24 protein-coding genes are annotated in these 24,467 nt (G+C 63.6%); 15 read left to right on the forward strand and 9 right to left on the reverse strand.

The annotated features are described in order from the left end of the window. The first annotated feature begins 1 nt into the window (after position 1). Complete coding sequence (locus tag IVB28_RS20920; protein ID WP_247528716.1) at positions 2–727, forward strand: SOS response-associated peptidase family protein; 726 nt, start codon at positions 2–4, stop codon at positions 725–727. A gap of 126 nt (positions 728–853) precedes the next feature. On the opposite strand, the gene IVB28_RS20925 is transcribed toward IVB28_RS20920, so the two are convergent. Beyond that, positions 854–1,147 carry a hypothetical protein gene (locus tag IVB28_RS20925; RefSeq protein WP_247528718.1) on the reverse strand — a complete coding sequence of 98 codons (294 nt, stop codon included), beginning with the start codon at positions 1,145–1,147 and terminating at the stop codon, positions 854–856. A gap of 655 nt (positions 1,148–1,802) precedes the next feature. Here IVB28_RS20925 and ligD point away from each other — a divergent pair. From ligD to IVB28_RS20940, 3 genes are read left to right on the forward strand one after another with little or no spacing between them, the layout of a single operon-like run. Continuing rightward, on the forward strand, positions 1,803–3,620 hold the full coding sequence (ligD, locus tag IVB28_RS20930; RefSeq protein WP_247528720.1) for a DNA ligase D: 1,818 nt from the start codon (positions 1,803–1,805) through the stop codon (positions 3,618–3,620). 5 nt (positions 3,621–3,625) lie between these two features. Further along, entirely contained in the window at positions 3,626–4,123 is a 498-nt protein-coding gene (locus tag IVB28_RS20935; RefSeq protein ID WP_247528722.1) for a hypothetical protein, read from the forward strand. A gap of 5 nt (positions 4,124–4,128) precedes the next feature. Continuing rightward, the gene (locus tag IVB28_RS20940) at positions 4,129–4,878 is read left to right on the forward strand and encodes a PIN domain-containing protein (protein WP_247528724.1); all 750 of its coding nucleotides are present in this window, start codon (positions 4,129–4,131) and stop codon (positions 4,876–4,878) included. 103 nt (positions 4,879–4,981) lie between these two features. On the opposite strand, the gene IVB28_RS20945 is transcribed toward IVB28_RS20940, so the two are convergent. From IVB28_RS20945 to IVB28_RS20960, 4 genes are all read right to left on the reverse strand, one after another. Next, complete coding sequence (locus IVB28_RS20945; RefSeq protein ID WP_247528726.1) at positions 4,982–5,401, reverse strand: hypothetical protein; 420 nt, start codon at positions 5,399–5,401, stop codon at positions 4,982–4,984. A 16-nt stretch (positions 5,402–5,417) separates the two neighbouring features. After that, positions 5,418–5,618: a hypothetical protein gene (locus IVB28_RS20950; RefSeq protein ID WP_247528728.1), complete on the reverse strand. Its 201-nt coding sequence runs from the start codon at positions 5,616–5,618 to the stop codon at positions 5,418–5,420. A gap of 470 nt (positions 5,619–6,088) precedes the next feature. Continuing rightward, positions 6,089–7,204 carry a murein L,D-transpeptidase family protein gene (locus IVB28_RS20955; RefSeq protein WP_247528730.1) on the reverse strand — a complete coding sequence of 372 codons (1,116 nt, stop codon included), beginning with the start codon at positions 7,202–7,204 and terminating at the stop codon, positions 6,089–6,091. Between the two features lie 33 nt (positions 7,205–7,237). Further along, the gene (locus IVB28_RS20960; protein WP_247528731.1) at positions 7,238–7,915 is read right to left on the reverse strand and encodes a nitroreductase; all 678 of its coding nucleotides are present in this window, start codon (positions 7,913–7,915) and stop codon (positions 7,238–7,240) included. 290 nt (positions 7,916–8,205) lie between these two features. Here IVB28_RS20960 and IVB28_RS20965 point away from each other — a divergent pair, with 290 nt between their 5' ends. The 6 genes from IVB28_RS20965 (at position 8,206) to recQ (ending at position 15,585) form a co-directional block, all read left to right on the forward strand. Then, the gene (locus IVB28_RS20965; protein WP_247528733.1) at positions 8,206–8,382 is read left to right on the forward strand and encodes a hypothetical protein; all 177 of its coding nucleotides are present in this window, start codon (positions 8,206–8,208) and stop codon (positions 8,380–8,382) included. Between the two features lie 120 nt (positions 8,383–8,502). Continuing rightward, positions 8,503–10,071 carry an amidase family protein gene (locus IVB28_RS20970; RefSeq protein WP_247528735.1) on the forward strand — a complete coding sequence of 523 codons (1,569 nt, stop codon included), beginning with the start codon at positions 8,503–8,505 and terminating at the stop codon, positions 10,069–10,071. A 249-nt stretch (positions 10,072–10,320) separates the two neighbouring features. Further along, on the forward strand, positions 10,321–11,622 hold the full coding sequence (locus IVB28_RS20975) for an O-acetylhomoserine aminocarboxypropyltransferase/cysteine synthase family protein (protein WP_247528736.1): 1,302 nt from the start codon (positions 10,321–10,323) through the stop codon (positions 11,620–11,622). 12 nt (positions 11,623–11,634) lie between these two features. Further along, complete coding sequence (locus tag IVB28_RS20980) at positions 11,635–12,675, forward strand: homoserine O-succinyltransferase (RefSeq protein ID WP_247528737.1); 1,041 nt, start codon at positions 11,635–11,637, stop codon at positions 12,673–12,675. Positions 12,676–12,739: 64 nt separating this feature from the next. Beyond that, positions 12,740–13,483 carry a polysaccharide deacetylase family protein gene (locus IVB28_RS20985; protein WP_346730752.1) on the forward strand — a complete coding sequence of 248 codons (744 nt, stop codon included), beginning with the start codon at positions 12,740–12,742 and terminating at the stop codon, positions 13,481–13,483. Between the two features lie 236 nt (positions 13,484–13,719). Continuing rightward, positions 13,720–15,585 (forward strand): DNA helicase RecQ, encoded by a 1,866-nt coding sequence (gene recQ / locus IVB28_RS20990; protein ID WP_247528739.1) that lies wholly within the window; start codon positions 13,720–13,722, stop codon positions 15,583–15,585. An 11-nt stretch (positions 15,586–15,596) separates the two neighbouring features. Here recQ and IVB28_RS20995 read toward each other — a convergent pair whose 3' ends face one another. After that, on the reverse strand, positions 15,597–16,610 hold the full coding sequence (locus IVB28_RS20995) for a 1-aminocyclopropane-1-carboxylate deaminase (protein ID WP_247529112.1): 1,014 nt from the start codon (positions 16,608–16,610) through the stop codon (positions 15,597–15,599). A gap of 160 nt (positions 16,611–16,770) precedes the next feature. Between IVB28_RS20995 and IVB28_RS21000 the strand changes: the two genes are divergently transcribed. Further along, the gene (locus tag IVB28_RS21000) at positions 16,771–17,235 is read left to right on the forward strand and encodes an Lrp/AsnC ligand binding domain-containing protein (RefSeq protein ID WP_247528740.1); all 465 of its coding nucleotides are present in this window, start codon (positions 16,771–16,773) and stop codon (positions 17,233–17,235) included. Positions 17,236–17,316: 81 nt separating this feature from the next. Next, positions 17,317–17,877, forward strand: coding sequence for a carboxymuconolactone decarboxylase family protein (locus tag IVB28_RS21005; protein ID WP_247528741.1), 561 nt, complete (start codon positions 17,317–17,319; stop codon positions 17,875–17,877). 16 nt (positions 17,878–17,893) lie between these two features. On the opposite strand, the gene IVB28_RS21010 is transcribed toward IVB28_RS21005, so the two are convergent. Continuing rightward, entirely contained in the window at positions 17,894–19,477 is a 1,584-nt protein-coding gene (locus IVB28_RS21010) for a sensor domain-containing diguanylate cyclase (RefSeq protein ID WP_247528742.1), read from the reverse strand. A 377-nt stretch (positions 19,478–19,854) separates the two neighbouring features. Between IVB28_RS21010 and IVB28_RS21015 the strand changes: the two genes are divergently transcribed. Further along, the gene (locus IVB28_RS21015; protein WP_247528744.1) at positions 19,855–20,106 is read left to right on the forward strand and encodes a hypothetical protein; all 252 of its coding nucleotides are present in this window, start codon (positions 19,855–19,857) and stop codon (positions 20,104–20,106) included. Positions 20,107–20,112: 6 nt separating this feature from the next. Here the strand turns inward: IVB28_RS21015 and IVB28_RS21020 are convergent, their stop codons facing one another. Next, complete coding sequence (locus IVB28_RS21020) at positions 20,113–21,048, reverse strand: alpha/beta hydrolase (protein WP_247528745.1); 936 nt, start codon at positions 21,046–21,048, stop codon at positions 20,113–20,115. A gap of 119 nt (positions 21,049–21,167) precedes the next feature. On the opposite strand from IVB28_RS21020, the gene IVB28_RS21025 reads away from it, so the two are divergent. Further along, on the forward strand, positions 21,168–22,055 hold the full coding sequence (locus IVB28_RS21025; protein ID WP_247528746.1) for a branched-chain amino acid aminotransferase: 888 nt from the start codon (positions 21,168–21,170) through the stop codon (positions 22,053–22,055). Positions 22,056–22,272: 217 nt separating this feature from the next. Here IVB28_RS21025 and phaR read toward each other — a convergent pair whose 3' ends face one another. Beyond that, positions 22,273–22,863 carry a polyhydroxyalkanoate synthesis repressor PhaR gene (gene phaR, locus IVB28_RS21030; RefSeq protein WP_247528748.1) on the reverse strand — a complete coding sequence of 197 codons (591 nt, stop codon included), beginning with the start codon at positions 22,861–22,863 and terminating at the stop codon, positions 22,273–22,275. A gap of 316 nt (positions 22,864–23,179) precedes the next feature. Here phaR and IVB28_RS21035 point away from each other — a divergent pair, with 316 nt between their 5' ends. Next, positions 23,180–24,358 (forward strand): acetyl-CoA C-acetyltransferase, encoded by a 1,179-nt coding sequence (locus tag IVB28_RS21035; protein ID WP_247528750.1) that lies wholly within the window; start codon positions 23,180–23,182, stop codon positions 24,356–24,358. Positions 24,359–24,467: the final 109 nt, after the last annotated feature.

Consider the following 24,467-nt stretch of genomic DNA (forward strand, 5'->3'; position numbering starts at 1 on the left):
AATGTGCAATCTCTACTCGATCACGACCAACCAGGCCGCCATTAGCGAACTATTCCGGGTGGTCAATCGCTACGTCGGTAACCTGGCGCCAATGGCGGGCGTTTTCCCGGACTACAAGGCCCCAATCGTCCGCACGGGCTCAGAGGGCCGCGAGCTCGCGACCGCGCGCTGGGGCATGCCGTCCTCCTCCAAGGCATTGATGGATGCCGCCGGGAAGCGCGCCGAGAAGCTTGCGGCACAGGGCAAGCCAGTCGACTTCAAGGAACTACTCCGAATGGAGCCGGACGGCGGCACGACCAACATCCGCAACGTAAAGAGCAAACACTGGATCCGGTGGCTCGGCGTCGAGAACCGTTGCGTCGTGCCGTTCAACTCGTTCAGCGAGTTCAACAAAGCAGAAGGCGGCGACGTTTGGTTTGCATCCGACAAGACGCGGCCCCTCGCCTGCTTTGCCGGCATCTGGACCAACTGGACGTCGGTCAGGAAGGTCAAGGAAGGCGAGACCACCAACGATCTGTACGCCTTCCTCACGACGGAGCCGAATGCCGAGGTGCGCGCCATCCATCCAAAGGCGATGCCGGTGATCTTGAGGACGCCTGAAGAGGTCGAACTCTGGATGACCGCACCGCCGCAAGAGGCGTTGAAGCTACAACGGCCCTTGCCAGATGGCTCGCTCCGGATTGTCGCTCGCGGCGTCAAGGAAGACCCCGGCGACTCGGCAACCTGACGGGGCGCAGCGCGAGCGGAAGCGGCGTGCAGAGTAAGAACTAATCTCTGCGGGGGCGACGCGTTGCGAGCGTGAGGTTTCCCACCCAGAGTGCCGCCTTCGTTCTCCATCAGCGCCGCTAGGCGATCACTTGTGATCCGGCTGCCTGGCTGGCGGACCACTCTTGTTGCCAGGCAGGCCCTTGATATTGGACGTGTCCTGCTGCTGTACGGTGGGGTTCTGTTGGTTCATGCTGGAACTTGCGCCCACGGTATCCCCGGGCTTGGCGGCAGGCCCATTCTTGTTGCCGGGCTGTCCCGCAATCCCGGCGCCGGAATTCTGGGCGCTTGGAGCCGCTGATACGTCAGGCTTTGTCTGTGCCAGCGCCGCCGGAGCTGTCGCGGCTAGCGCGAGAGTGGCCAAGCTCACAATCCACCTCATGAGGTCTTCCTCCTTTGGGATTAGGCCGGAAAGCGGAAGGTCCCGCTCTTCATGACGGCGAACGTTCGCCCAACGTACACGTTCCTCTTGAGAGACGAATAATGGTAACGCACTTGTTCGCTTGCTGACACCGTGGTTCAGCAAACCCAGGACGCGCTACCCACGATGCTCGGCGCGTTGTCGCGCGCTCGCGCGTTCCAAACGCCCAACTTCCTGGTGAGCGCAGCGGGAGCACCTGAACTCCACCTCGGCCTCGCGTGGCATGCTTTTCGGCGGGTTTGCGGCCATCGGCCATGCGCCGCACTTCGGGCATTTTACAAGCAGGGTGTCTGTTTCGAGCATCGTGGCACCTCTCTTGGCAACCGCGCGAAATTGGGGACGTTCCAGCGGGCACGCTGCCGGGGTTGCCGCCGCTGGTCGTCAGCACCTCCGCGAGCGAGGCTGCAGGCCGAGCGATTCGGCACTTCGTTTCTGCTTACGCAACGTTGGCGTTCGTGCGAGCATCTCGGAAAGTACGCGCTGCAGATAATCTGAAGCTGGGCGACACGCCCTGGGCAAGGATCGCCTCCCGGGGGCCCGCCAGAGGCTGGCTCCTTTCCGGGTCGCCTCGTTCCGCTCTGGGCGGAACGAATCAGCAGGCCCGCGTTGAATCGGCATGTGTGCCGTGGCGTTGCGTCAGTCTCGTTCGGGAGTATCGCGTGCCCATGGCGCCGTCAAAGCTGCTATTCCTGGTTTCATCGAGCCGTGTGATCCCACTTTGCGCGAGAAGCCGCCGCGCGGCGAAGACTGGGTCTACGAGATCAAGGCGGACGGCTACCGCGCCCAGTTGCACCTGCGAGATGAGGAGGCCAAGGTCTATTCGCGGACCGGCTTCGAGTGGACCGAACAATTCTCTTCGATCGCCGCGAGCGCCGACAAGCTCAAGGCAAACAGTGCGATCATCGACGGTGAGGCCGTGGTGTACGGCAGTGGCGGCCTGCCGGACTTCCAGCAGCTCAGGCGGGAGCTCGGCCCCAAGCGCAGCGAGCGTGTGCGCTACCACGCCTTCGATCTCCTGTACCTGGACGGCTATGACTTGCGTGCCGTCGCGTATGAGGATCGCAAGCGCCTGCTTCAGCGGCTTCTGAAGGACGCGCCAGAGACCTTCATTTACGTCGAGGCGCTTGCGGCCGACGGCAACGTGATCTTCGACAAGGGGTGCAAGCTAGGCCTCGAAGGTCTGATCGCCAAACGGCTGGGGGAACCGTACCGCTCGGGTCGGCAGGAGAGCTGGATCAAGCTCAAGTGCAAGAAGAGCGAGACCTTTCCAATCGTCGCCTTCGTGGAGAAGCTTGGGGCGCGCCCGCGCAAGGTCGCCTCGCTCTACGTCGGCCGGCGTCAGAACGGCAAGCTGCTCTACGCCGGCAAGGTGCGCACCGGCTACACCGAGAAGACCGCGCGCGAATTGCGCGAGCGGCTGGATCCCTCGATCCGCAAGACTTCTCCGCTCGATGTGGCGGTCAAAAAGCCGAAGGCGACCTGGGTCGAGCCGACCCTTGCAATCGAGGTCCAATACGGCGCGTTGACCGATGATGGCCTGCTGCGCGAAGCTGTGTTCAAGGGCTTTCGGGATGATCTTGCGGTGCGCAAGGTCAAGGCGCCGCGGCTGGTGCCTTCCGCAGCCGCCCGGCCGAAGCTGGGCGTCCCCCGAGAGAACATCCTGCAGCTTCTGCCCGAAGCCGTTGCCCCCTCCAAAGAAGAACTGGCCCAGTATTGGACCCGGGTCTGGAAGAAGGCGCTGCCGCACCTCGGGCATCGTCCGCTGAAGCTCGTGCGTCACGTGCACGGCACGACCTTCTATCACAAGGGGCCGCTGCCGAAGGAGATTCCGGCCGCTGTGCATCAGCTCCGTATTCAGAAGCGCGAGGGCGGTCAGGGAACGCGCCTGTGGGTCGACAGCCTGGATGGTTTCCTTGGGCTCGTCGAGATCGGCGTCGTCGAGCTGCACCCGTGGAATGCGACCGTCGAGGACTTCGAACATGCCGACCGCATCGTGATCGATCTCGATCCCGGAGAGGGCGTCGATTGGGACGTCGTCGCGGAGACCGCGCTCGATCTGCGCACGCTGATGAAGCGAGAAGGTTTGGAGACCTGGCCCAAGCTTACCGGCGGCAAAGGAATTCATCTGATGGCGCCACTGGATCAGCCGGTGCTGCACGACAAGGCGCATCGGGTCGCGCATCAATTGGTCTCCGCCCTCGCAGCGCGCCACCCAGACCGCTACCTCCTGTCTGCGCAGGCAAAGCGTCGCGATCGTATCTTCCTCGATTATCTCCGCAACGGCCGCGGCACCACCGCCATCGGCACCTATTCCCCACGAGCGCGGGAAGGATTTCCGATCGCAGCGCCCGTGACCTGGAAGCGCATCGAGAGCGGGATCGCACCGGACGCCTTCACCATCGATAGTCCGTTCCGCGTCAAACCGAGGAGGTGAGCGATATGTCGGATGCATTCGATCAGTGGGTGGAATGGCGCTATAAGCCTCCCGGCGACCGGCGCAGCATTCCCGCCGAACTGCATGGTGCGGTGTCGTCGCTGCCCGAACCCGATCGCTCGAACCGGCAAAGGGTGAACGAGGCGGTTCGCAGCCATGACACGGCTCGCCGCGAGGGCAGGACCGTATGGCTCTACCTTGATGACTACGAGAACGGCGAGTGGCGCACGATGGGCGATCCCGAATGGGTCAAGGTATTTGCATCTGGGCGTGCCGCCGACGCCTGGCTCCAGGACAACGACCCTGAAGGCGTTGCTTGGGAATACGAAGTGGAAGGCGGACCAGTCGAGGATTCGGTGTGGCTCTACTTGTCCGATCCGGCGTCCAGAGCGATCGGAGAGCCCGATTGGATCAAGCTCTTCGCCTCGAACGAGCGCGCGCAAAAATGGCTTGAGGACAACGAGCCAAAGCGCGACATTTGGCAGTACCCGGTTCAGGAGTGACGCGCATGAGTGCGTTCGTTGACACCTCCGTCTGGTTCGCCGCTGCCGCCAAGCGGGATGCCCAGAATGAGCGCGCCAAGTCGATCCTTCAGAGCATCGACCAATACCTCACGACGGACTTGGTGCTGGTGGAGACGTGCCAGCTTCTAAAAGCCCGATTTGGCCGCAGTGTGGCGGAAGTCTTCTGGGAGCGGCTGTGCGACAGCGGAGTTCGGATCGAACCCGTCGTCCGCGCCGATCTGGATGCGGCTTCGGAGATAGGGGCGCGCTTCCCTGACGAGAGCTTTTCCTTCGTCGACCGGACGAGTTTTGCCCTGATGGAGCGCATGGGGATCACGCGAGCAGCGACCTTCAACCCGGACTTCGCAGCGTATCGACCCCGCCGCGGACACAAGCGGCCCTTCCAGATCCTTAGCGATGGTCACAGCGAAGTCTTCATGACGCTCAGACAAGCGCTCCTTGAACGCCGGCCCGTTCACGTAAGCCGCGACGGCAAGTGCCAGACGGTCTGCCCGTACATCCTGGGCCACGCAACCGGCGAGGAGCGCGCATTCGTCCTCCTCGTGGACGCGAGTTCGCGCACGAAGCGTCCGGTCCAGGCCAAGTGGATATGCCTTCGGCTGTCGAAGATCGAGGACGTTCGCTTTGCCGATGAGCCCTGGATCCAGCAAGACTACCCGGGTCCGGTGCAGCGATGTGTCGATCAGGTGCACTTGGACGCGAGCCTGGCAGTACAAGGCGTGAGGGTCGGCTAATTCGGCCCTAGCGCCGGGCGGCCACGGACTGCTCTGCTTGACAGCAGGTTAGTTCCGCACGATTGACGACAACATCATGCGTCGGCCCGGCTTCTTTCTTTCATCAGGACGCGTTCGCTCTCGCTCGTTCGCGCGCCTCGCGCCGACGTTCACGGCGATCGCGCCGCCGCTTGGCTCGACCAGGGGGCTGTCGCAGTGGAACCTGCGTCGCCGCGGCGATCGCAGTCGTGGTCTCCGCGAGCAAAGGCGTCTGGATCCGTTCGGGCGCAGCGGGGCGGGTCTCCATGAACTCGAGCACTGCCCGTCCCTTGGCCGTGACCTGCCATCCGCCGCTGATTCGTTCGACCAGCCCCTGTGAAAAGATGTCCAGATCGGGCACCCGCGCGGCGAGGCGCTTGGTCCGGTCCGCCCAATCGCGCCCGCTGGTCGCAAGGATAGCCATGTCGCGTTTGAGGTCGTCCATGACGGCGAAGCCATCCGGATAGCTCACCAGGATCTTGAGGACCGCCACCTGGAAGTTCACGCCCCCTCCTGATCCATCAGCGCCACATCGTGGGTGCGTGGGATAGGGCGTCGCGGCCGACTTGCCTGAGGCCATCGACCGAAACCTCGCCTCTGATGGCGGCCTCCAGGATTTTCGAAGCGACGTGAGTCCGCGCTCCAATCTCGCGGTGCGAAACGCCTTCGCAGACTTCATCGAAGACCGCGCGCAAAAGCGCGGTGGTTTCCGTGTCGAACATGAGTTGCCCCCAACCGGGAAAACCCGATCCTAGTCGGGTTCGGCTGCTCTGGGGATTCAGGTATGTTAACCTTTGCAGAAGATGCGCTCAAAGTTGCCGAAGCTGTGCGCGGGGGGCCGTGCCAGACTCCAAGCCAACGTCCCGATACAGCGGACGTGCCCGGCAGGCTTTGCAACCAGCCCATCGATTGCCCCAGGCCATCCGCACCGGTACGACACATATCGCTGAAGGGATGGAGAAGGTTCGACCCCAGGTCCTCTCCCTCCGCCATCCTTCGCGAACGTAGTTGCGCAAGGCTGGCGCGCCGAAGGCCGCAGGGCGAAGGCGGTCTCGTTGCCGTTTGCATCGCTCGGCAAGCTGACGACGAAACTTTTCCAAGCCCTCCGCTCCGATCCCCCGCAGTGCTGGGACGGAATGCCGATGCCAGCAATTGTCTGCTTCTGGACCCATCGCGGACGCCGCACCAGCGCTCAGCACCGACCTGACGGGAAGCCGACACGAGTCGGATCACACTCCGGCGGCTTGTCCAACGAGCTGCCAAACCATCTCCTCGTCAACGAGCCACCATTGTCGATCCAGGGGATCGGTGGCAAGTGCGGCAGGTAGGAGGCATACGGCATGACTTTCGCAAGCGTCACTCTGCCCGGAAACTGTGTGACGAACGCCTTGTTCATTCCGCCGTCCAGTCCGCTGTATATCGGGGCAGCCGGCACATTGTCTTCAAGCAAGCGTGCGTATTCGAGTTCCTCGGCGCGGCTCTTCTCCAGCGCCCGCTGCGCGATTCCGGGATTGACGATGAAGGGGGGACATTTTTCGGCAGGGCTGAACACAAGAGGGGACGGCGAATTCGGGGGAGGTTGCGCATTGAATACGTAGCGGCCATTGCACACATCCACCCTCGGTTCGAGTCGCGCCGTCTCGAAATGATCGTTGCCGATCTTGAGCATCTTCCAGAAGGCCAGGTTGGGACTATTTCGATGCCGCGCCAGATTTGCCGGCGTCAGGCGGAACGGATAGGCCTGGACCTGGAACGAGGGCCGGCCGCCGAGGAATGAGTCCCGCGCCAGCGAGTAGATTTCGCTTATTTGCTCGTCGGTCATGGCATAGCAACCGCTCGACCAGCAGTCGCCGTGGATCATCAGGAAGCTGCCGTTGCGCTTGTTCGCCTTGTCGAACGCGTTGGGGTAGCCGAGGTTGATCGCAAGATGGAAGTTGGAGTTGGGATTCATCAACTCAGGTGTAATTGTATAGAACCCTTCGGGAGCCTGTCGATCGCCCTCGTGCAACTTCGGCCCGAGATCGCCCGACCATCGACAGATCAGATAGGTCTTGAGAATCTGGAAACGGCCGCTCGCGTCCTGCTTCCAAACCTCGAGTTCGGCCTCCTCCTTGAAAAGACGCACGACGATAGGTGAATATTTCGGCATCCTCTTCTGTTCGAGCAACGAGAGCAGCTCAGCGGGCAGTTCCCTTGTCGCCTTGGCCGGCAACGGCTTGCTGCTTTCGCCAAGACAAATGACCGGCGTCAAGGCAGTGGCAAAAGCCGCGGCTAGCGCAAGGGCACGTCGGACCATCGCGCGGATCATTGCTGTGCCTCCAGCCCTTCCGACCGCGCGCCGCTAATTGTCGAACCCGACGAACATCGTCGCTTCATTGACGGACTTTCGCTCCGACACCACCGCATTCGCCGGAAAAGTTTCATCCGGCCAGCCCAGCGCGATGCTTTTCATGATGACCTGATCCTCAGCTATGCCCGCGTGCTCGCGCACCACGGGAGATTGCATGATGCCCTGGCTGTTGATCACTGCGCCGAGCCCGCGGGACCACGCGGCATTGACGAGGGCTGTCGCCACGGCACCGCAGTCGAAGGGCGTATCGTCGCTACCATCAAGCACGCGGTCATAGGTGATGATCACGCAGACGGGCGCGTCGAACTGGCGGAAGCCGCGCAGCACCCAATCCTGGCGCTTCTCCAAGTTATCGCGCTCGATTCCCATTGCAGAGAATAATTGCTTTGCGACGCCGACCTGCCTGTCGCGGTGCTTGCCTGCAAAGGCCTGGCCCGTGCGGAACTCGCGCGACTGAGGGATGCCCGCCGCCATCCGTTCGGTGTTACCGGCTCGGATCCGATCCAGCGGTTGGCCGGTGATGACATAGAAATTCCAGGGCTGGGTGTTCATCGACGACGGAGCGCGCATCGCCAAACCAATGATTTCCGCAATCAGCTCCTTGGGTACCGGATCGGGTTTGTAGCCGCGGATGCTCCGGCGGCCGAGGATGACGTCGTCAAACTGCATCTGTGTGGAGTTCCCATAGCAAGTATTGAAGCCGTTGGGACTTTCGCGGAAAATTCTTGATCTTTCAATCCGGATTGACTGACACTCTCTCCGCCAGCCTTCGCAAACGAAGTTTGCGCAAGGCTGTCGCGCCGAAGTCTGCGGATTGAAAATGGAGTCGTTGCCGTTTGCTTCGGCTTGGCAAGCCGCCCGGCGTCGAACTTCTTCTGAGCCCTCCGCCATCTGTCTCATCCCACCAATCTCCACCTTTCCTCCGCCGTCCGCTTCAGCGCGGGATCGCTCACCCGCACGTGCTCGGCGAGAAAATCGATGAACGCGCCGGCGGCGTCGCCATCGATCGCGGGCTCGGTCTGTCTGCGCTGACGCTGATTGCGGCCGGCATTACGACGATCGGTCTCGTGCTCGCGCTGTGGAGCCTTCGGCTCGACCGCGCGCAGACAGCCATCGGGGCGTGTCCCGCGGAATAGTATAGCGGCGCGATCGCGGACAATTCGCCGCGTCGTGCCCTTGCGCCATGCAGAAAACGCACCTGTACACGTCCTTTCGCCATCCGTAACCTCCGCGGGCGCAATTTCAGGAGGTGCGACGTGGCGAAGAAGACGACCAAAAAGACCAACAAGAAGACCGCTTCGAAGAAACCGGCAAAGCCCTCCAGCAAGACCAGCGCAGTCCGCAAGGCCGTCGTCGCAAAGAAAGCCAAGAAGGCCGCGCAGCTCAAGCCGGCCGCATCGCGCCGCCCCCGGGGACCGGCCTGGCAATGGTCGGCAGTGGAGACCGCGGCCGCGATCCGCTCCGGCGCAATCTCCGCAGTCGAGACGGTCGAGGCGCATCTTGAACGGATGCGCGCCGTCAATCCGAAGCTGAACGCCATCGTCGTCGACCTCGGCGAGGAGGCGCTGAAAGCGGCGCATGCCGCCGACAAGCAGCGTGCCAAGGGCGGTGCGCTCGGTCTCCTGCACGGCGTGCCTGTCACCATCAAGGAAAATGTCGATTACCAGGGCCGGTCGAATTTCAACGGCGTTCCCGCCAACAAGGACCTGGTCGCGCCGTCGGATGCGCCTGTTGTCCGCAACCTGAAGAAGGCCGGCGCGATCGTCATCGGGCTGACCAACACGCCGGAATTTTCATTTCGCGGCTTCACCGACAATCCCCTGCACGGGCTGACGCTTAACCCCTGGGATTCGAACATCACCTGCGGCGGCTCCTCGGGCGGCGCGGGTTCGGCGGTTGCCGCCGGCATCGGCACCATCGCCCATGGCAACGACATCGGCGGCTCGCTGCGCTGGCCCGCCCATTGCAACGGTGTGGCCACCATCAAGCCGACGCAGGGGCGCATCCCCGCTTTCAATGGAAGCGCAACGTCCGAGCGGCCGATGCTGGCGCATCTGATGTCGGCGCAGGGGCCGCTCGCCCGCCACGTCGCCGACGTCCGTCTTGCGCTCGAGGTGATGAGCCAGCGCGATCCGCGCGATCCCTGGTGGGTGCCGGCGCCGCTGGTCGGCGAGAGGCCGAAGGGCCCGATCAAGGTGGCCCTGGCCAAGATTCCCGACGATATGGACGTCGATCCGTCCGTCGCAGCGGCGCTGCGCCAGGCCGCCGACCACCTCGAGCGGTCCGGTTACCGCGTCAGCGAGGTCGAGGTGCCCGACATCAACGGCGTATGGCAGACCTGGTGCGACATCATCACCAACGAGACCGTGGTGATGCAGGAAGCCGCCATGCTGAAGGTGACCTCGGAAGACTTCCACAAGGCCTGGGGCGGCATGAAGGCCAAGGCGAACGTGCTCGATCTCAAATCATGGATGCAGGCAACGGCCGCGCGCAACGGCCATATCCGCGCCTGGCAATTGTTCTTCGAGGACTATCCGATCGTGCTGGCGCCGACCACGGTGAAGCCGACGCCGGGCCCGCGCGAGGACACCGTTAGCCCCGAGCGCGTGCGCGAGATCTTCTGGGGCGAGATCCGTTTCATCTCCGCAATCAACGTGCTGGGCCTGCCCGGCGCAGTGGTGCCGGTGGCGCTCCACGACGGCAAGCCGATCGGCGTGCAGCTCATTGCCGGGCGCTATCGCGAGGATCTCGCGCTCGATGCGGCGGCCGCGATCGAGAAGCGCGCCGGCGTGCTCGCTCACAGGCTCTGGGAACAGATGAGCTAAGTCCGCGAGCGATCGCAGCGTTGACGGCGGCACCCTTGCCCCTTGCGGGAGAGGGTGGCTCCCGTGCATTCGTTAATCCGCTTTAACCCGAATTCCGGCCAATTCGCCGACAAGCATTAGGGTTACTTCCTCGATCTCTATGCGAATTATTGTCCGCTTTACCACCCACCTCTAACACGAGGACGGCGGACAACGCACATGCCTCATACAGGTCAATAAGTGCGGCTCGCCCCACGCGGAGGTGGCACGATGCGCAACGAGACGATCGCTATTCACGCCGGCTACGAGCCCGAGGCGACCACGCACGCGGTTGCCGTGCCGATTTACCAGACTGCGGCTTACGCCTTCGACAGCGCCGATCACGGTGCGGCGCTCTTCAATCTCGAGGCCGAAGGCTATCGCTACAGCCGCATCGCCAATCCGACCAGCGCAGTGCTGGAGAAGCGTATCGCCGAACTAGAAGGCGGCGTCGGCGCGCTCGCGGTCGCGACCGGCCAGGCGGCCCTGCATTTTGCCTTCGTCAACGTCGCCGATCACGGCGGTAACATCGTTTCCATGCCGCAGCTCTACGGCACCACGCACACGCTGCTCTCGCATATCCTGCCGAGGCAGGGCATCACCGGCCGCTTTGCCGAGAGCGACAAGCCCGAGGCGATCGAGAAGCTGATCGACGAGAACACCCGCGCCGTGTTCGCCGAGACCATCGGCAATCCCGCCGGCAATGTCTGCGACATCGAGGCGCTGGCCAGGATCGCCCATGCGCATGGCGTGCCGCTGATCGTCGACAACACTGTCGCAACTCCGATTTTGCTCAAGCCGTTCGACTACGGCGCCGACATCGCCGTGCACTCGCTGACCAAGTTCCTGGGCGGTCACGGCACCACGCTCGGCGGCGCCATCGTCGATTCCGGGAACTTTCCCTGGGCCAAATACGCCGACCGCTTCCCGGCCTACAACGAGCCCGACGCCTCTTATCACGGCCTCGTCTACGCCGAGCGCTTCGGCAGGACCGCCTATATCGAGCGCGCACGCAGCGTCTATCAACGTACCATGGGCTCGGTGCTGTCCCCGTTCAACGCCTTCCTGCTGCTCCAGGGCATTGAGACCGTGGCGCTGCGCATGGAGCGCCATCTCGAGAACGCCCGCAAGGTCGCCGAATTCCTGCGCAAGGATTCGCGCGTTGCCTGGGTCAATTACACCGGCTTTCCCGACAGTCCCTATTATCCGCTGGTACAGAAATATCTCGATGGCAACGCCTCCTCGCTGTTCACCTTCGGCATCAAGGGCGGAATGGAAGCCGGCAAGTCCTTTTATGATGCGCTGAAGCTGATCACGCGCCTCGTCAATATCGGCGATGCCAAGTCGCTGGCCTGCCATCCGGCCTCGACCACCCACCGACAGATGTCGGCGGAGCAGCAGCGCCTTGCCGGCGTGCTGCCGGAGACCATCCGGCTCTCGATCGGCATCGAGCATGTCTCGGATATCATCGAGGACATCGACCAGGCGCTGGACAAGGCCTGCTCGTCCGCGCGCCTCGAGGCCGCGGAGTAGACGGCGGCGCCAATGACGATCTTGATCGACAGGGATCAAGTCATCTCGAGTCCGGCGCTGGTGCCGACCGAGCGCGATCTCGCGCGACATCACCGCGCCGAACTCACGATCGGGCTCGTCAACAACATGCCGGATCCGGCGCTGAAGGCGACCGAGCGGCAGTTCATGAAGCTGCTCCAGGCCGCAGCAGGCGAATGCCGCATCCGCTTCCACTGCTTCTCGCTACCGAGCGTAAAGCGTTCGCCGGAAGCGAAATGGCATGTCGAGAGCGAATATTCGGACCTTTCCGATCTCAAGCATCAGAAATTCGACGGGCTGATCGTCACAGGCGCAGAGCCCGTCGCGCCCGGGCTCGACCAGGAGCCGTACTGGCGCGACCTAACCGAGCTCATCGACTGGGCCAAGGCCAACACGCGCTCGACGATCTGGTCGTGCCTTGCCGCGCATGCTGCGGTGCTGCACCTCGACGGCATCGAACGGCTGCGGCTGCCGGCCAAATGCCACGGCATTTTCGACTGCGACATCGTGACGAGCGATTTCCTGACGCGTGCCGCGTCGGCGCCGCTGAAGGTCTCGCATTCGCGCCTGAACGAGATCGCGGAGAGCGACCTGGTGCAGGCCGGTTATCAGGTGCTGACACGCTCGGCCCAGGCGGGAGTCGATGTTTTCGCTCGCCAATATGCCAGCCGCTTCGTGTTCTTCCAGGGGCACCCGGAATATGACGCGCTGTCGCTGCAGCGCGAATATCTGCGCGACATCGGCCGCTACCTCGCGCGAGAGCGCGAGAATTATCCGCGCCTGCCCGTGAGCTATTTTGACGCAGCGACGGAAGAGAAATTGGCCCGCTTCGAGAAGAAGGCGGCGCACCAGCGCCATCCGGCGCTCACCAACGAACTGCCGGGATTGAATTTGCGCGCCGATATCGGCGCCGGCAGCGCGGCGGCGGTGCTTTTCCGCAACTGGTTGCAATATCTCTGTCTAAAAGCCGACGCGTCGGCCTCTGCGCGTCAGCGGAAGGATGTTGGTTCCGCATTAGGATTACCCGAGCGTTAGGCTTGCCTCAACCGGCGCGCGAATGGTTCAGTACAGAAATACCTAAATCACGGGAAACGCAGTCGTGTGGTCGGTACTCCAGGGACGCGTGAGCAATCGGCTGGCCCGGCATTTCCGCGCCGCGCCGCACCGGCTGCCTGCCCATGCGCCTATCGTGAGCTTCACCTTCGACGATGCCCCGGACAGCGCTGCAGGCGAGGGCGCCGAGCTTCTGGAAAGGCATGGCGGCCGGGGCACGTTCTATCTTGCAGGGAGCCTGATCGGTCAGCCGTCGGACCACTGGCATGGCCTGTCGGATGACGCGATCGTCCGGCTCCACCGCACCGGTCACGAGATCGCCTGCCACACCTTCTCGCATCGGAGCTCGGCCAATCTCGATGAAGCCGCGATGGCGCGCGAGATCGAGCTGAACCGCGCTTATTTTCTTGGCATCGATTCTTCGATCACGCTGGAGAACTTCGCCCATCCCTATGGGATTGCCTCGGTCTGGCGCAAGCCGCAACTCGCCAAGGCCTTTCGTTCGGCGCGCGGCATTCTCCCCGGCGTCAACAGCGACGTCATCGATCTCCAGTTCCTGCGTGCTTCGCCTTTGGTCGATCGCGAGATCGACAAGGCGGGCGTCGATCGTTATTTCGACGAGGCGGTCGCGAGCGGCGGATGGCTCATCTTCTATGGCCACGACGTTGCGGACGCGCCGAGCCCGTATGGCTGCACCCCGGACCTGATGCGTCACGCGCTGGAAGCGGCCGGAAAGCGCAATATGCCGATCGTGACGGTCGCAGAGGCGCTGCGACGTATCGGGGCGTAGGGTCTTCTTCTCTTCTTCTCTTCTTCCCTTGCGGGAGAAAGCGGCGCGAAGCGCCGGATGAGGGGTTCTATCCTTATAGTTCTGCGAGAGTTTCATCGCGGATTGAGACCATCACCCGTCTCTCCCGCAAGGGGAGAGGGGAAGAGTAGCGGTTCGTTCTGTAAACGGTCTTGCCACGCCGACGCCAGCATGCGACTGGCCTTGTGACGAATCTCACGGCCGATCCTGTTCCGCCCATGTCCGTTCCTTCCACCGCCCCGCTGCCTGCGCCGGCCAATGGCCGCGATGCGCTGTCGGTGTTGCATTCCGTATTCGGCTTACCAGGCTTTCGTGGCGCGCAGGGTGAGATCGTCAGGCATGTCACGGGCGGCGGCAATTGCCTGGTGCTGATGCCGACCGGCGGCGGCAAGTCGCTCTGCTATCAACTTCCCGCGCTACTGCGCGAAGGCTGCGGCATCGTGGTGTCGCCGTTGATCGCGCTGATGCGCGACCAGGTCGCCGGGCTGATCGAGGCCGGCGTCAATGCTGCCGCGCTGAACTCGTCGCTGACGCCGCAGGAGGCGTCCGATATCGAGCGCCGCCTGCTCGCGGGCGATCTCGATCTGCTCTATGTCGCACCGGAACGCCTGGTTACGCCGCGTTGCCTGTCGCTGCTGGCGCGGGCGAAGGTGGCGCTGTTCGCGATCGACGAAGCGCATTGCGTCTCGCAATGGGGTCATGACTTCCGCCCCGAATATGTCGGCCTCTCCATCATCGCCGAGCGCTTTCCCGACGTGCCGCGCATCGCCCTGACCGCGACCGCCGACGACTTGACGCGCAGGGAGATCGTGGAGCGGCTTCAGCTCACGGGCGCGCCGCAATTCGTCTCGAGCTTCGACCGGCCCAACATCCGTTACGAGATCGTCGACAAGCGCAGTGCCGTATCGCAGCTGAAGGAGTTCATCCGGGAGCGGCATCCGGGCGATGCCGGCGTGGTCTATTGCCTGTCCCGCAATCGTGTCGAGGAGGTCGCAGCCGCGCTTCAAGACGCCGGCATTGCAGCGCTGCCCTACCACGCCGGGCTCGACGGCAGCGTGCGTTCGCGCAACCAGGACCGCTTTCTCAACGAGGACGGCATCGTCATCGTCGCGACCGTCGCATTCGGCATGGGCATCGACAAGCCCGACGTGCGCTTCGTCGCCCATCTCGACTTGCCCAAGAGCATCGAGGCCTATTACCAGGAGACGGGCCGTGCCGGCCGTGACGGCAAGCCTTCGGCGGCCTGGATGGCTTATGGACTCTCCGACATCGTGCAGCAGCGTCGCATGATCGACGAGTCCAGCGCCTCCGACGAGTTCAAGCGGGTCTCGATCGGCAAGCTCGATGCGCTGGTCGGTCTTGCCGAAACGGCGTACTGCCGGCGCCGGCGGCTGCTCGCCTATTTCGGCGAGATCGTGATGGGCGAGACCTGCGGCAATTGCGACAACTGCCTGACGCCGCCGAAAATGCGCGACGGCAAGGTGCTGGCGCAGAAGCTGTTGTCCTGCGCCTATCGCACCGGACAGCGGTTTGGCGCGATGCACCTGATCGACGTGCTGGTCGGACGCGTGACCGACAAGGTGACGCAGTTCGGCCACGACAAACTGTCCGTGTTCGGCATCGGACGCGAGCTCAACGAAAAGCAGTGGCGCACCGTGCTCCGGCAATTGGTGGCGATGGGACATTTGCAGAGCGACAGCGAGGCGTTTGGCGCGCTGAAGCTGACCGAGACCGCGCGCGGCGTGCTGCGCGGGGAGACTGAGGTGTGGCTGCGCGAGGAAGCGCCCGGCACGCGCATCCGCGCCAGTCGCGGCAAATCCCGCCGCGGCGATCTCGCGCCTGCGGCAGGCGCGCCGCAAGGCGATGTCGATCCAGAGCTGCGCGCGCGGCTGCGGTCCTGGCGTTCAGACATCGCCCGTGAACGCGGCGTGCCCGCTTATGTCGTGCTGCACGATGCCACCATCGACGGCATCGTCCGGGCCTGGCCGACCACGCTGGACGAGCTGCGCAATGTGCCCGGTATCGGCGACAAGAAGCTCGAGCATTACGGCGACGAGCTGCTGCAGATTGTCAGGACGCGGTAGGGCCACGGATCTTAGCCGTTCCGGAACGCATACCCATAGCCGTTCAGCGCCGGCGCGCCGCCGAGATGGGCGTAAAGGATCTTCGCGCCCTTCTCGAAATAGCCCTTCTGTGTGAGATCGATCAGGCCCTGCATCGACTTGCCCTCGTAGACGGGGTCGGTGATCATGGCTTCCAGACGCGCGGTGAGGCGGATGGCCTCCTTGGTCTCTTCCGACGGCACGCCATAGGCGGGATAGGCGTAGTCCTCGATCAGCACGACGTCGTCGGCGACGATGTCCTTGCCAAGCTCGACGAGCTTGGCCGTGTTCTGCGCGATCGAGAGCACCTGCGCCTTGGTCTGATCAGGCGTGAAAGAGGCATCGATGCCGATCACCTTGCGGGCGCGGCCGTCGGCGGCGAAGCCGACCAGCATGCCGGCATGGGTGGAGCCGGTGACGGTGCAGACGATGATGTAGTCGAACTTGAAGCCGAGCTCGTTCTCCTGCTTGCGCACCTCCTCGGCGAAGCCGACATAACCGAGACCGCCATATTTGTGCACGGAGGCGCCGGCGGGAATGGCGTAAGGCTTGCCGCCCGCGGCCTTCACGTCCTCGATTGCCTGCTCCCAGCTCTTGCGGATGCCGATGTCGAAGCCGTCGTCGACCAGACGCACGTCGGCGCCCATGATGCGCGAGAGCATGATGTTGCCGACGCGGTCATAGACGGCGTCCTCGTGCGGCACCCAGGCTTCCTGCACCAGGCGGCACTTCATGCCGATCTTGGCTGCGACGGCGGCGATCATGCGGGTGTGGTTCGACTGCACGCCGCCGATCGAGACCAGCGTGTCGGCGTTGGAGGCAATCGCGTCGGGAATGATGTATTCGAGCTTGCGCAGCTTGTTGCCGCCATAGGCAAGGCCCGAATTGCAGTCCTCACGCTTGGCATAGACTTCGACATTGCCGCCGAGATGTTTTGACAGCCGCTCCAGCTTCTCGATAGGCGTCGGGCCGAAGGTCAGCGGGTAGCGCGCGAATTTTTCCAGCATGGTCAGGTCATCCGGATGGGTGTGGGCCTGATCGCAGATACCATTCCGCTCGAGGAAGGTGCTCTCGAATGCTGCGGGCATATTGCGCCAAATCTTGCGCATTGCGCCAGCGTTTGTATGATTTCGTCCGCTGAAGGGCAAAAGGACGGAAGTATCTTCCATGTCTTCAAGACTTGATCGCATCGACCTTAAGATATTGAGACTGCTTCAAAATAACGGTCGGCTCAGCAATGCCGAATTGGCCGAAACCGTCGCAATCAGTCCCGCCACCTGCCATCGCCGCACCCAGCGCCTGTTCGAGGACGGTTTCATCGCCGCTGTGCGCGCCATGGTCGCGCCGAAAAAGGTGGCGAAGGGCACGCTGGTGATGGTCGGTGTCGTACTCGACCGCTCGACGCCGGAGAGCTTTGCCATTTTCGAGCAAGCGATCGCCAGGCTGAAATTCGTGCTCGACTGCCACCTCGTTGCCGGCGACTTCGACTACTTTCTCAAGATCCGCGTCGGCGACATGGAGGATTTTAATCGTATCCACGGCGAGCAGCTCATCGCGCTGCCCGGCGTGCGCCAGACCCGCACCTTCTTCGTCATGAAGGAAGTCGTCGACAACGCGCCGCTGGAGTTTTGAGTAGGACCGTCACGGCAACTTCACTTGCCTTGCAGGGGCGAGCAGGCGAGCCTGCTATCTCTCAACGAGGAGATCTGCACCGTGCGCCTTCCCATTCTCGATCCCAAGGACCTGAGCGACGAGCAGAAGCCGCTCTATGACAACATGCGAGCGGGCATCAAGGACCATTTCAAGGGCTTCGTGAACATGCGCGATGACGGCGCGCTGCTCGGGCCGTGGAATCCCTGGCTCCGCGAGCCGCGCTTCGGCAAGCCGGTGTGGGAGCTGGTCAAGGCGATCGCGTCGAACCCGCTGCTGCCCGCGCCGGTGCGCGAGGTCGCCATCCTCGTCACCGGCTCGCATTTCCGTTCCGGGTACGAGCTCTATGCCCATGTGCTGGTCGCCGAGCAGCGTGGTCTGTCCGACGAGAAGCTCGCCACGATCGTCGCCGGACAGCGGCCGGTCGATCTCACCAAGCAGGAAGCTGTCGCCTATGACGTCGCGTCGGCGCTGGTCAGTGGCGGCGTGCTGCCGGAATTGACCTGGCGCGCCGCGGTGAAGGAGTTCGGCGAGCACGGCGCGGCCGAGCTGTCCTATCTGGTCGGCGTCTACTGCATGGTCTCGGTCACGCTGAACACGTTCGACGTTCCGGTGCCGGACTGAGAGCTGCTTGCTCCGATCACTCCGCCGCCTTGCTTGCCGGCAGCGGAGGCGCAAACGCGATGCAGCGATTGCGGCCTTCGGCCTTGGCCCGGTAAAGCGCATGATCGGCCGCGCCCATCAGCGCGTCGATACCGGACATGCTGACCGTGGCCTCCGCGATGCCGATGCTTACGGTGACGCCGAACTGTATCTCGCCGGCGGCGATCTGCGCGCTCATCACGCGCTTGCGGATCCGCTCGGCGACAGTCCTCGCCCGCGACCGGCTGGTCTCGGGCAGGAGAACGGCGAACTCCTCGCCGCCGAGGCGGCCGACGATGTCCGATTTGCGCTTGCCGTCAAGGCACGCGGCCGCAACCGCCCTGATCGCGGCGTCGCCCACGGCATGGCCGTAGCGATCGTTGACCAGCTTGAAGTGGTCGATGTCGAGCATCAGCACCGAGACGGAGCGGTAGTAGCGCTGAAACCGGCTCCATTCAGCCTCGAGGCTGTCGAGGAAGTGGCGGCGGTTGTAAAGGCCGGTGAGCGGATCGGTGGTGGCGAGCGTCTCCAGCATCGCGGCTTTTTGCATCAGGTCGGTGATGTCGACATAGGTCAGCATGCGGCCGCCGTTCGACATCGTGGTGCAGTGGGCCCTGATGCGCCTTTTGTCCGGCGTCTGCAGATCGCGCACATGGTCGCCGGCCTTGACCTCTGCGATTCGCCTGGCGGGAAATTTTGCCAGCTCATTTGCCGGAAGATCCGGCGCACTCGCGCGATGGACCCGGCTGACGAGCGATGCGTAAGTTGGCCGGCTCGCCGCCTCCTGCTCGCTCACCTCCCAGAACCGGCGCATCCGTCGATTCAAGAAGCTGGCATTGAGATCGCGATCGAGCAGCAGCACGCCGTCCTCGACATTCTCGAGCGCGTCGCGCAGCAATTTCAGCTCGTCGGAATAGCGCACGATGTCGGTGACGGGCGTATAGGTCAACATTCGCCCGCCGTCGGGCAGCGGCGTGCACTGCATCCGGACGACGTCGCCGCTGGTGCGGCGCAGATCGAGCGGCGCGGCGTCACCCGCCTGGACGTGACGGACCCGCTCGGCGACATAGGCCTCGAGTTCAGCCGGCGGAATCTCGTAAGCAAGTGTGTCGCGGCCGTGATGCATCAGGGTCACGAACGACGGATTGCTGTTGGCGACGTCATCCGGCAATAGCCACATCTGCCGGAAGGCGCGGTTGATCAACTTTGCGCGGAGGGAAGCATCCAGCAGCACAATGCCCAATGGAACGAAATCAAGCGCGGCGCGAAGCGCGAGCATCTGCCCGCGCATCAGCGCATCGGCGCTCCGCCCCTGCTCGTTCTCGGTTCTGGGTTCGACCTGATCTTCCGCTCCGAGCGCGACCCCGACCTGACGGTCCGACCGCCAGATCACGCGACAGGCCAGGATCTCGCGCCCCGCCAGCCTGAGCTGGAAACGCTCGGGCACGCCGAGGCCGCTTTCCATCTCGAGCGTCGCGGCCTCCTCGGACAGGCGGCGCACGACGCAGTCGATCGACGACTGGCCGAAATTGAAAAAGATCTTTGCAGCAAGGAACGTCCGTTCCGGAACGAAGCGGGACATTTGCAGCCTCCAAAGCGAGAACGACGGGGCGAACACGAGCCAAACAGCCGGTCCAGTCTCGCTCAAGGTCCCTTGTGGCGATGTAACGCGATCGGTATTTCCGCATGAAGGCTAACAATCGGTTGACGCGCAACGGGGCGCGCCGAAGCGAAAAAGCCTTTCGTCAGGGCCCTGCTCCGGCGCCCTGCCGCGTTCCCCTGTCGATTGTGGCGACCTGGTTTACCGGAAATCCACCACGACCGGGGCCGGTTGGGCATCGAGCGTCTCGCCGACCGGCACCCGCAGCCGATGGACGGCGGGAACGCGCGCAGGTACCCTTGCAGTGAACGCACTGACTCGCCGCCAGAGTTTCAGGCGGACCATGGGGAAACGACGCTATGAACATGTCACGCCGCATCCTGCTTACTGGCCTGGCCGGGCTCGCCGTCGCACCAACCGCCGCGGGCGCTGCGCCGGCGCCGGCGCCCGCGGTCGATGACGCGACCGTCGCCGAAGAGCGCTTTGCCCGTATGATCGCGGCCGCGCATGCGCCCGACATCAGTTGCGGCCGGCAGGCGGAGCGTTATGCGGACGCGCATTGGCCCGATTATGTTACGGCAGCCAGAGCCGTGCTCGACGCGCGCGTGTGATCCGCACTACGTCTCCACCGCTCGCCGCACCTGCTCGCCGATCTGCGACAGCACGAGCTGCGCCTGCGGCAGGATCGCGCCCATGACGTGGAAATTGTGAACCATGCCCTCGTGGCAGACGTGCTCGACGGCGACGCCAGCAGTGAGCAGCTTGCGGGCATAGGCATTGCCTTCGTCGCGCATCGGGTCGTACTCGGCCGTGTGGATGATCGCGGTCGGCAGGCCTGCGAGGCGTGTTGCGCGCAAGGGGGAAATGCGGGGTTCGGCGGTCTCGATGCCGTCAGGCAGATAGTCGGACAGATCGGCCTCGATGGTGGCGCGATCGATCAGATGGCCTTCGGCAAAGGCCTCGCGTGAGGGCGAGGTTTCCTCGAAATCCAGCACCGGGCAGATCAGGCATTGCGCGGCGATGGTAAGGCCTGCGGTTTGCGCCGCTTCCTGGCACACGATCGCAGCGAGCGTCGCACCGGCGGAATCGCCGCCGACCACCAGACGGTCCGCGTCGATGCCGAGCGATGCGGCCTCGCGCGCAACCCATTCCGTGGCGGCGATCGCATCGTCCACGGCGGCAGGAAATCTGTGCTCCGGCGCGAGCCGGTAGTCGACCGAGACAAGGCGGCAACCGGTGGCATGCGCCAGCGCCGCCGCGATGCGATCATGCGTGGCAATGCTGCCGGCGACAAGGCCGCCGCCATGAAAGAACACAAAGCCAGGCGCAAGCTCGTCGGCATTTGCAGGCGTGTAGAGCCGATAGGGCAGTTCGCTGGCGCGGCCGGGCAGCACACCGTCGCGCGTCGTCACATCCGGCGCATCAGTGCGCGCGAACTGCATCAGCTTGGCCAGCGATTGCCGCCGCGCCTCCACGCTCGGCCGGCCTCTCGCCTGCGGCGCAGCCGCAGCCATCATGGTCAACAAGCGCTTTGCGAGCGGATCGAGCGGCATGCTGCTTCCTTTCCCCGTGGCAGGAAAGGGTAACCCACCACTGCCCGGCAGGGAATCATTTAGAAATTGCGTCCAATAGTGACGCTATAATGCGGCATCACGCAAAGGGGAGCCCGGTCATGGCCGAAATCAGGAAGCCGATCGAGTACTCGCCGAGCTGGACTTTCTTCGACGGCAAATGGCACGACGGCAATGTGCCGATCATGGGTCCGCGCACGCATGCGGCCTGGCTCGGCTCCGTGGTGTTCGACGGCGCTCGCGCATTCGAGGGCGTCGCGCCCGATCTCGACCGTCACGTCGCGCGCGCCAATCAATCCGCGATCAATTTTGGCCTGAAGCCGGTGGTCGATACCTGCACCTGGCTCACGCTCGCAACGGAAGGCATCGCACGCTTTGCGGCCAATGCCGAGCTCTACGTCCGTCCGATGTACTGGGCGCAGAACGGCGCGGGTGGCGGCGTGCTGTTCGACCCCGAGACCACCAATTGGTGCCTGTGCATCTACGAGGCGCCGATGCCGAAGCCCGTCGGCAACGCCATCACCCTGTCACCGTTCCGCAGGCCCACCGTCGAATGCGCCCCGGTGGAGGCGAAGGCGGCCTGCCTCTATCCGAACAATTCGCGCGCGCTCGCGGAAGCCGCTTCCCGCGGCTTCCAGAACGCGCTGATGCTCGACATGCTCGGCAACGTGGCGGAGTTTGGCAATTCAAACGTGTTCATGGCCAGGGATGGCGTGGTCTATACTCCGGTGCCCAACGGCACGTTCCTCAACGGCATCACGCGCCAGCGCGTCATCAACTTGCTTCGCGGCGACGGCGTCACCGTGATCGAGAAGACGTTGCGCTATGCCGACTTCCTGGTCGCCGACGAGATCTTCTCCACCGGCAATTTCGCCAAGGTCGCCCCGGTGATCCGCATCGACGAGCGCGAGCTGAAGCCTGGCCCGTTCTACGCCAAAGCGCGAAAACTCTATTGGGACTTTGCGCATGCAGTGAAGCTGGCGGCTTGATCCGCACTTTTTCCGCGAGCTCCGTCATTGCGAGGAACTCGCGACAAATTGCGCAGCAATTTTGTGCTGATCGACGAAGCAAATCCAGACTACCTCCGCGGAGACTCTCTGGATCGATTCGCTTCGCTCGCACAGGCAATGACGAGTTCGAGGAGGCAGTCGGGCAAAGCTGCCAAACACGCCCGCGAATGCGAACGCGCCGGATCGAAGAAAAGACCTACTCGTCCTTCTTCGACATCCGCTCCAGGCGTTCCTGCATTTCCTTCATCTGCTGGCGCAGATCGTCGATGTTGCTGTCCTTCGGCGCCTCTGCATTCGCATCGAGCTCGGGCTCAGCGGTTGTTCCCGCGCGGGGCGGGACGAAGGGCTTGAACATGGAAAAAGTCTGCTGGAACAGCTCCATGTTGCGGCGGACCTGTTCCTCCAGCGGCGCAAACGGGGTTCCGGAGAGCGAGGTGGCGATCTGCTTGCGAAACTTTTCCTGCTCCTGCGTGAGCGACGCGATAGCCTGCTCCAGATATTTCGGCACCACCATCTGCATGCTGTCGCCGTAGAAGCGGATGAGCTGGCGCAGGAAGGTCGTCGGCAGCAGGTTCTGGCCGGCCTTGTTCTCCTGCTCGAAGATGATCTGGGCGAGCACGGAGCGGGTGATATCGTCGCCGGTCTTGGCGTCGTAAACCAGGAAATCTTCACCGTCCTTGACCATGGAGGCGAGGTCTTCCAGCGTCACATAAGTGCTCGTCCCGGTATTATAGAGCCGGCGGTTCGCGTATTTCTTGATGGTGGTGGGTTGGTCTGATTTCGCCATGGGCTCTCACTTGCAAGCGCGGAGAACGGGAACCCGGCGGGCTATGCCGCAGGGCGGGAAGCGTACGCAACGCAACAAAATAAGCATTTTCAAAGGGGTCACGCTACCGTTTTGTGCGGCACGGTTAATTGCGCAGCAAAATCTTGCTTGCGAAAGCGCCAAGAACGCTATTTTGAATGCGCTGCGGCATGAATTCGGTCGTCTGCCGATTGACATGCCTCAACGACGTTAACAGGATGGCCGACGAGACTGGCGAGCCGTTTTCCTTAGCCCCGCCTGCCCCTTTTCAAGAAACCTCAAGCCTCAGGAGATGCCCATGTCAGACGATGTCGTCATCGTCAGCGCCGCCCGCACCCCGGTCGGAAGCTTCAACGGAGCGTTCGCGACCCTTCCCGCCCACGATCTCGGCGCCATCGCCATCAAGGCGGCGCTGGAGCGCGGTGGCATCGAGCCCGGCCGGGTCTCGGAAGTCATCATGGGTCAGATCCTGACTGCCGCCCAGGGTCAGAACCCGGCCCGTCAGGCCTCGATTGCCGCCGGCATTCCGGTGGAGAGCCCGGCCTGGGGCGTCAACCAGCTGTGCGGCTCGGGCCTGCGCACGATCGCGCTCGGCTATCAGGCGCTGCTCAACGGCGATTCCGAGATCGTGGTCGCCGGCGGCCAGGAATCCATGAGCATGGCCCCGCACGCGCAATATCTGCGTGGCGGCGTCAAGATGGGCCAGGTCGAGTTCGTCGACACCATGATCAAGGACGGCCTGTGGGATGCCTTCAACGGCTACCACATGGGCAACACCGCCGAGAACGTCGCACGGCAGTGGCAGATTACCCGTGCTCAGCAGGACGAGTTCGCGGTCGCCTCGCAGCAGAAGGCCGAGGCAGCGCAGAAGGCCGGCAAGTTCAACGACGAGATCGTCCCGGTCACCATCAAGTCCCGCAAGGGCGACGTGGTCGTCAGCGCCGATGAATATCCGCGTCACGGCGCAACGCTCGACGGCATGGCAAAGCTCAAGCCCGCCTTCGAAAAGGACGGCACGGTCACCGCTGGCTCTGCATCCGGCATCAATGACGGCGCGGCCGCCGTGGTGCTGATGACGGCCAAGCAGGCGGCCAAGGAAGGCAAGAAGCCGCTCGCGCGAATCGTCTCCTGGGCGCAGGCCGGCGTCGATCCGAAGATCATGGGCTCGGGCCCGATCCCGGCCTCGCGCGCCGCGCTGAAGAAGGCCGGCTGGAACGTCGGCGATCTCGACTTGATCGAGGCCAACGAAGCCTTCGCGGCGCAGGCCTGCGCGGTCAACAAGGACCTCGGCTGGGACACCTCCAAGGTCAACGTCAACGGCGGCGCGATTGCGATCGGCCATCCGGTCGGCGCGTCCGGTGCTCGCGTGCTGGTGACGCTGCTGCACGAAATGCAGAAGCGTGATTCGAAGAAGGGTCTTGCCACGCTGTGCATCGGCGGTGGCATGGGCATCGCCATGTGCATCGCGCGCGACTGAAGACAGCTTACACGTAACGGACGTATCATTCGCGCGTGCGCTGCACACCGGTTAGTGCGTTGCACGCGACTAAAAAGGCAGCGGTTGCAAATCAAATATTCTTCGCAAC

The sequence above is a fragment of the Bradyrhizobium sp. 199 genome, from assembly GCF_023073355.1.
Taxonomy (GTDB): domain Bacteria; phylum Pseudomonadota; class Alphaproteobacteria; order Rhizobiales; family Xanthobacteraceae; genus Bradyrhizobium.

Coding starts and splice junctions, on each gene's coding strand:
- IVB28_RS20920 (WP_247528716.1), top strand. CDS start 2: ATGTGCAATCTCTACTCGATCACGACCAACCAGGCCGCCATTAGCGAA.
- IVB28_RS20925 (WP_247528718.1), bottom strand. CDS start 1,147: ATGAGGTGGATTGTGAGCTTGGCCACTCTCGCGCTAGCCGCGACAGCT.
- ligD (WP_247528720.1), top strand. CDS start 1,803: ATGTGTGCCGTGGCGTTGCGTCAGTCTCGTTCGGGAGTATCGCGTGCC.
- IVB28_RS20935 (WP_247528722.1), top strand. CDS start 3,626: ATGTCGGATGCATTCGATCAGTGGGTGGAATGGCGCTATAAGCCTCCC.
- IVB28_RS20940 (WP_247528724.1), top strand. CDS start 4,129: ATGAGTGCGTTCGTTGACACCTCCGTCTGGTTCGCCGCTGCCGCCAAG.
- IVB28_RS20950 (WP_247528728.1), bottom strand. CDS start 5,618: ATGTTCGACACGGAAACCACCGCGCTTTTGCGCGCGGTCTTCGATGAA.
- IVB28_RS20955 (WP_247528730.1), bottom strand. CDS start 7,204: ATGATCCGCGCGATGGTCCGACGTGCCCTTGCGCTAGCCGCGGCTTTT.
- IVB28_RS20960 (WP_247528731.1), bottom strand. CDS start 7,915: ATGCAGTTTGACGACGTCATCCTCGGCCGCCGGAGCATCCGCGGCTAC.
- IVB28_RS20975 (WP_247528736.1), top strand. CDS start 10,321: ATGCGCAACGAGACGATCGCTATTCACGCCGGCTACGAGCCCGAGGCG.
- IVB28_RS20980 (WP_247528737.1), top strand. CDS start 11,635: ATGACGATCTTGATCGACAGGGATCAAGTCATCTCGAGTCCGGCGCTG.
- recQ (WP_247528739.1), top strand. CDS start 13,720: ATGTCCGTTCCTTCCACCGCCCCGCTGCCTGCGCCGGCCAATGGCCGC.
- IVB28_RS20995 (WP_247529112.1), bottom strand. CDS start 16,610: ATGCTGGAAAAATTCGCGCGCTACCCGCTGACCTTCGGCCCGACGCCT.
- IVB28_RS21000 (WP_247528740.1), top strand. CDS start 16,771: ATGTCTTCAAGACTTGATCGCATCGACCTTAAGATATTGAGACTGCTT.
- IVB28_RS21010 (WP_247528742.1), bottom strand. CDS start 19,477: ATGTCCCGCTTCGTTCCGGAACGGACGTTCCTTGCTGCAAAGATCTTT.
- IVB28_RS21015 (WP_247528744.1), top strand. CDS start 19,855: ATGAACATGTCACGCCGCATCCTGCTTACTGGCCTGGCCGGGCTCGCC.
- IVB28_RS21020 (WP_247528745.1), bottom strand. CDS start 21,048: ATGCCGCTCGATCCGCTCGCAAAGCGCTTGTTGACCATGATGGCTGCG.
- IVB28_RS21025 (WP_247528746.1), top strand. CDS start 21,168: ATGGCCGAAATCAGGAAGCCGATCGAGTACTCGCCGAGCTGGACTTTC.
- phaR (WP_247528748.1), bottom strand. CDS start 22,863: ATGGCGAAATCAGACCAACCCACCACCATCAAGAAATACGCGAACCGC.
- IVB28_RS21035 (WP_247528750.1), top strand. CDS start 23,180: ATGTCAGACGATGTCGTCATCGTCAGCGCCGCCCGCACCCCGGTCGGA.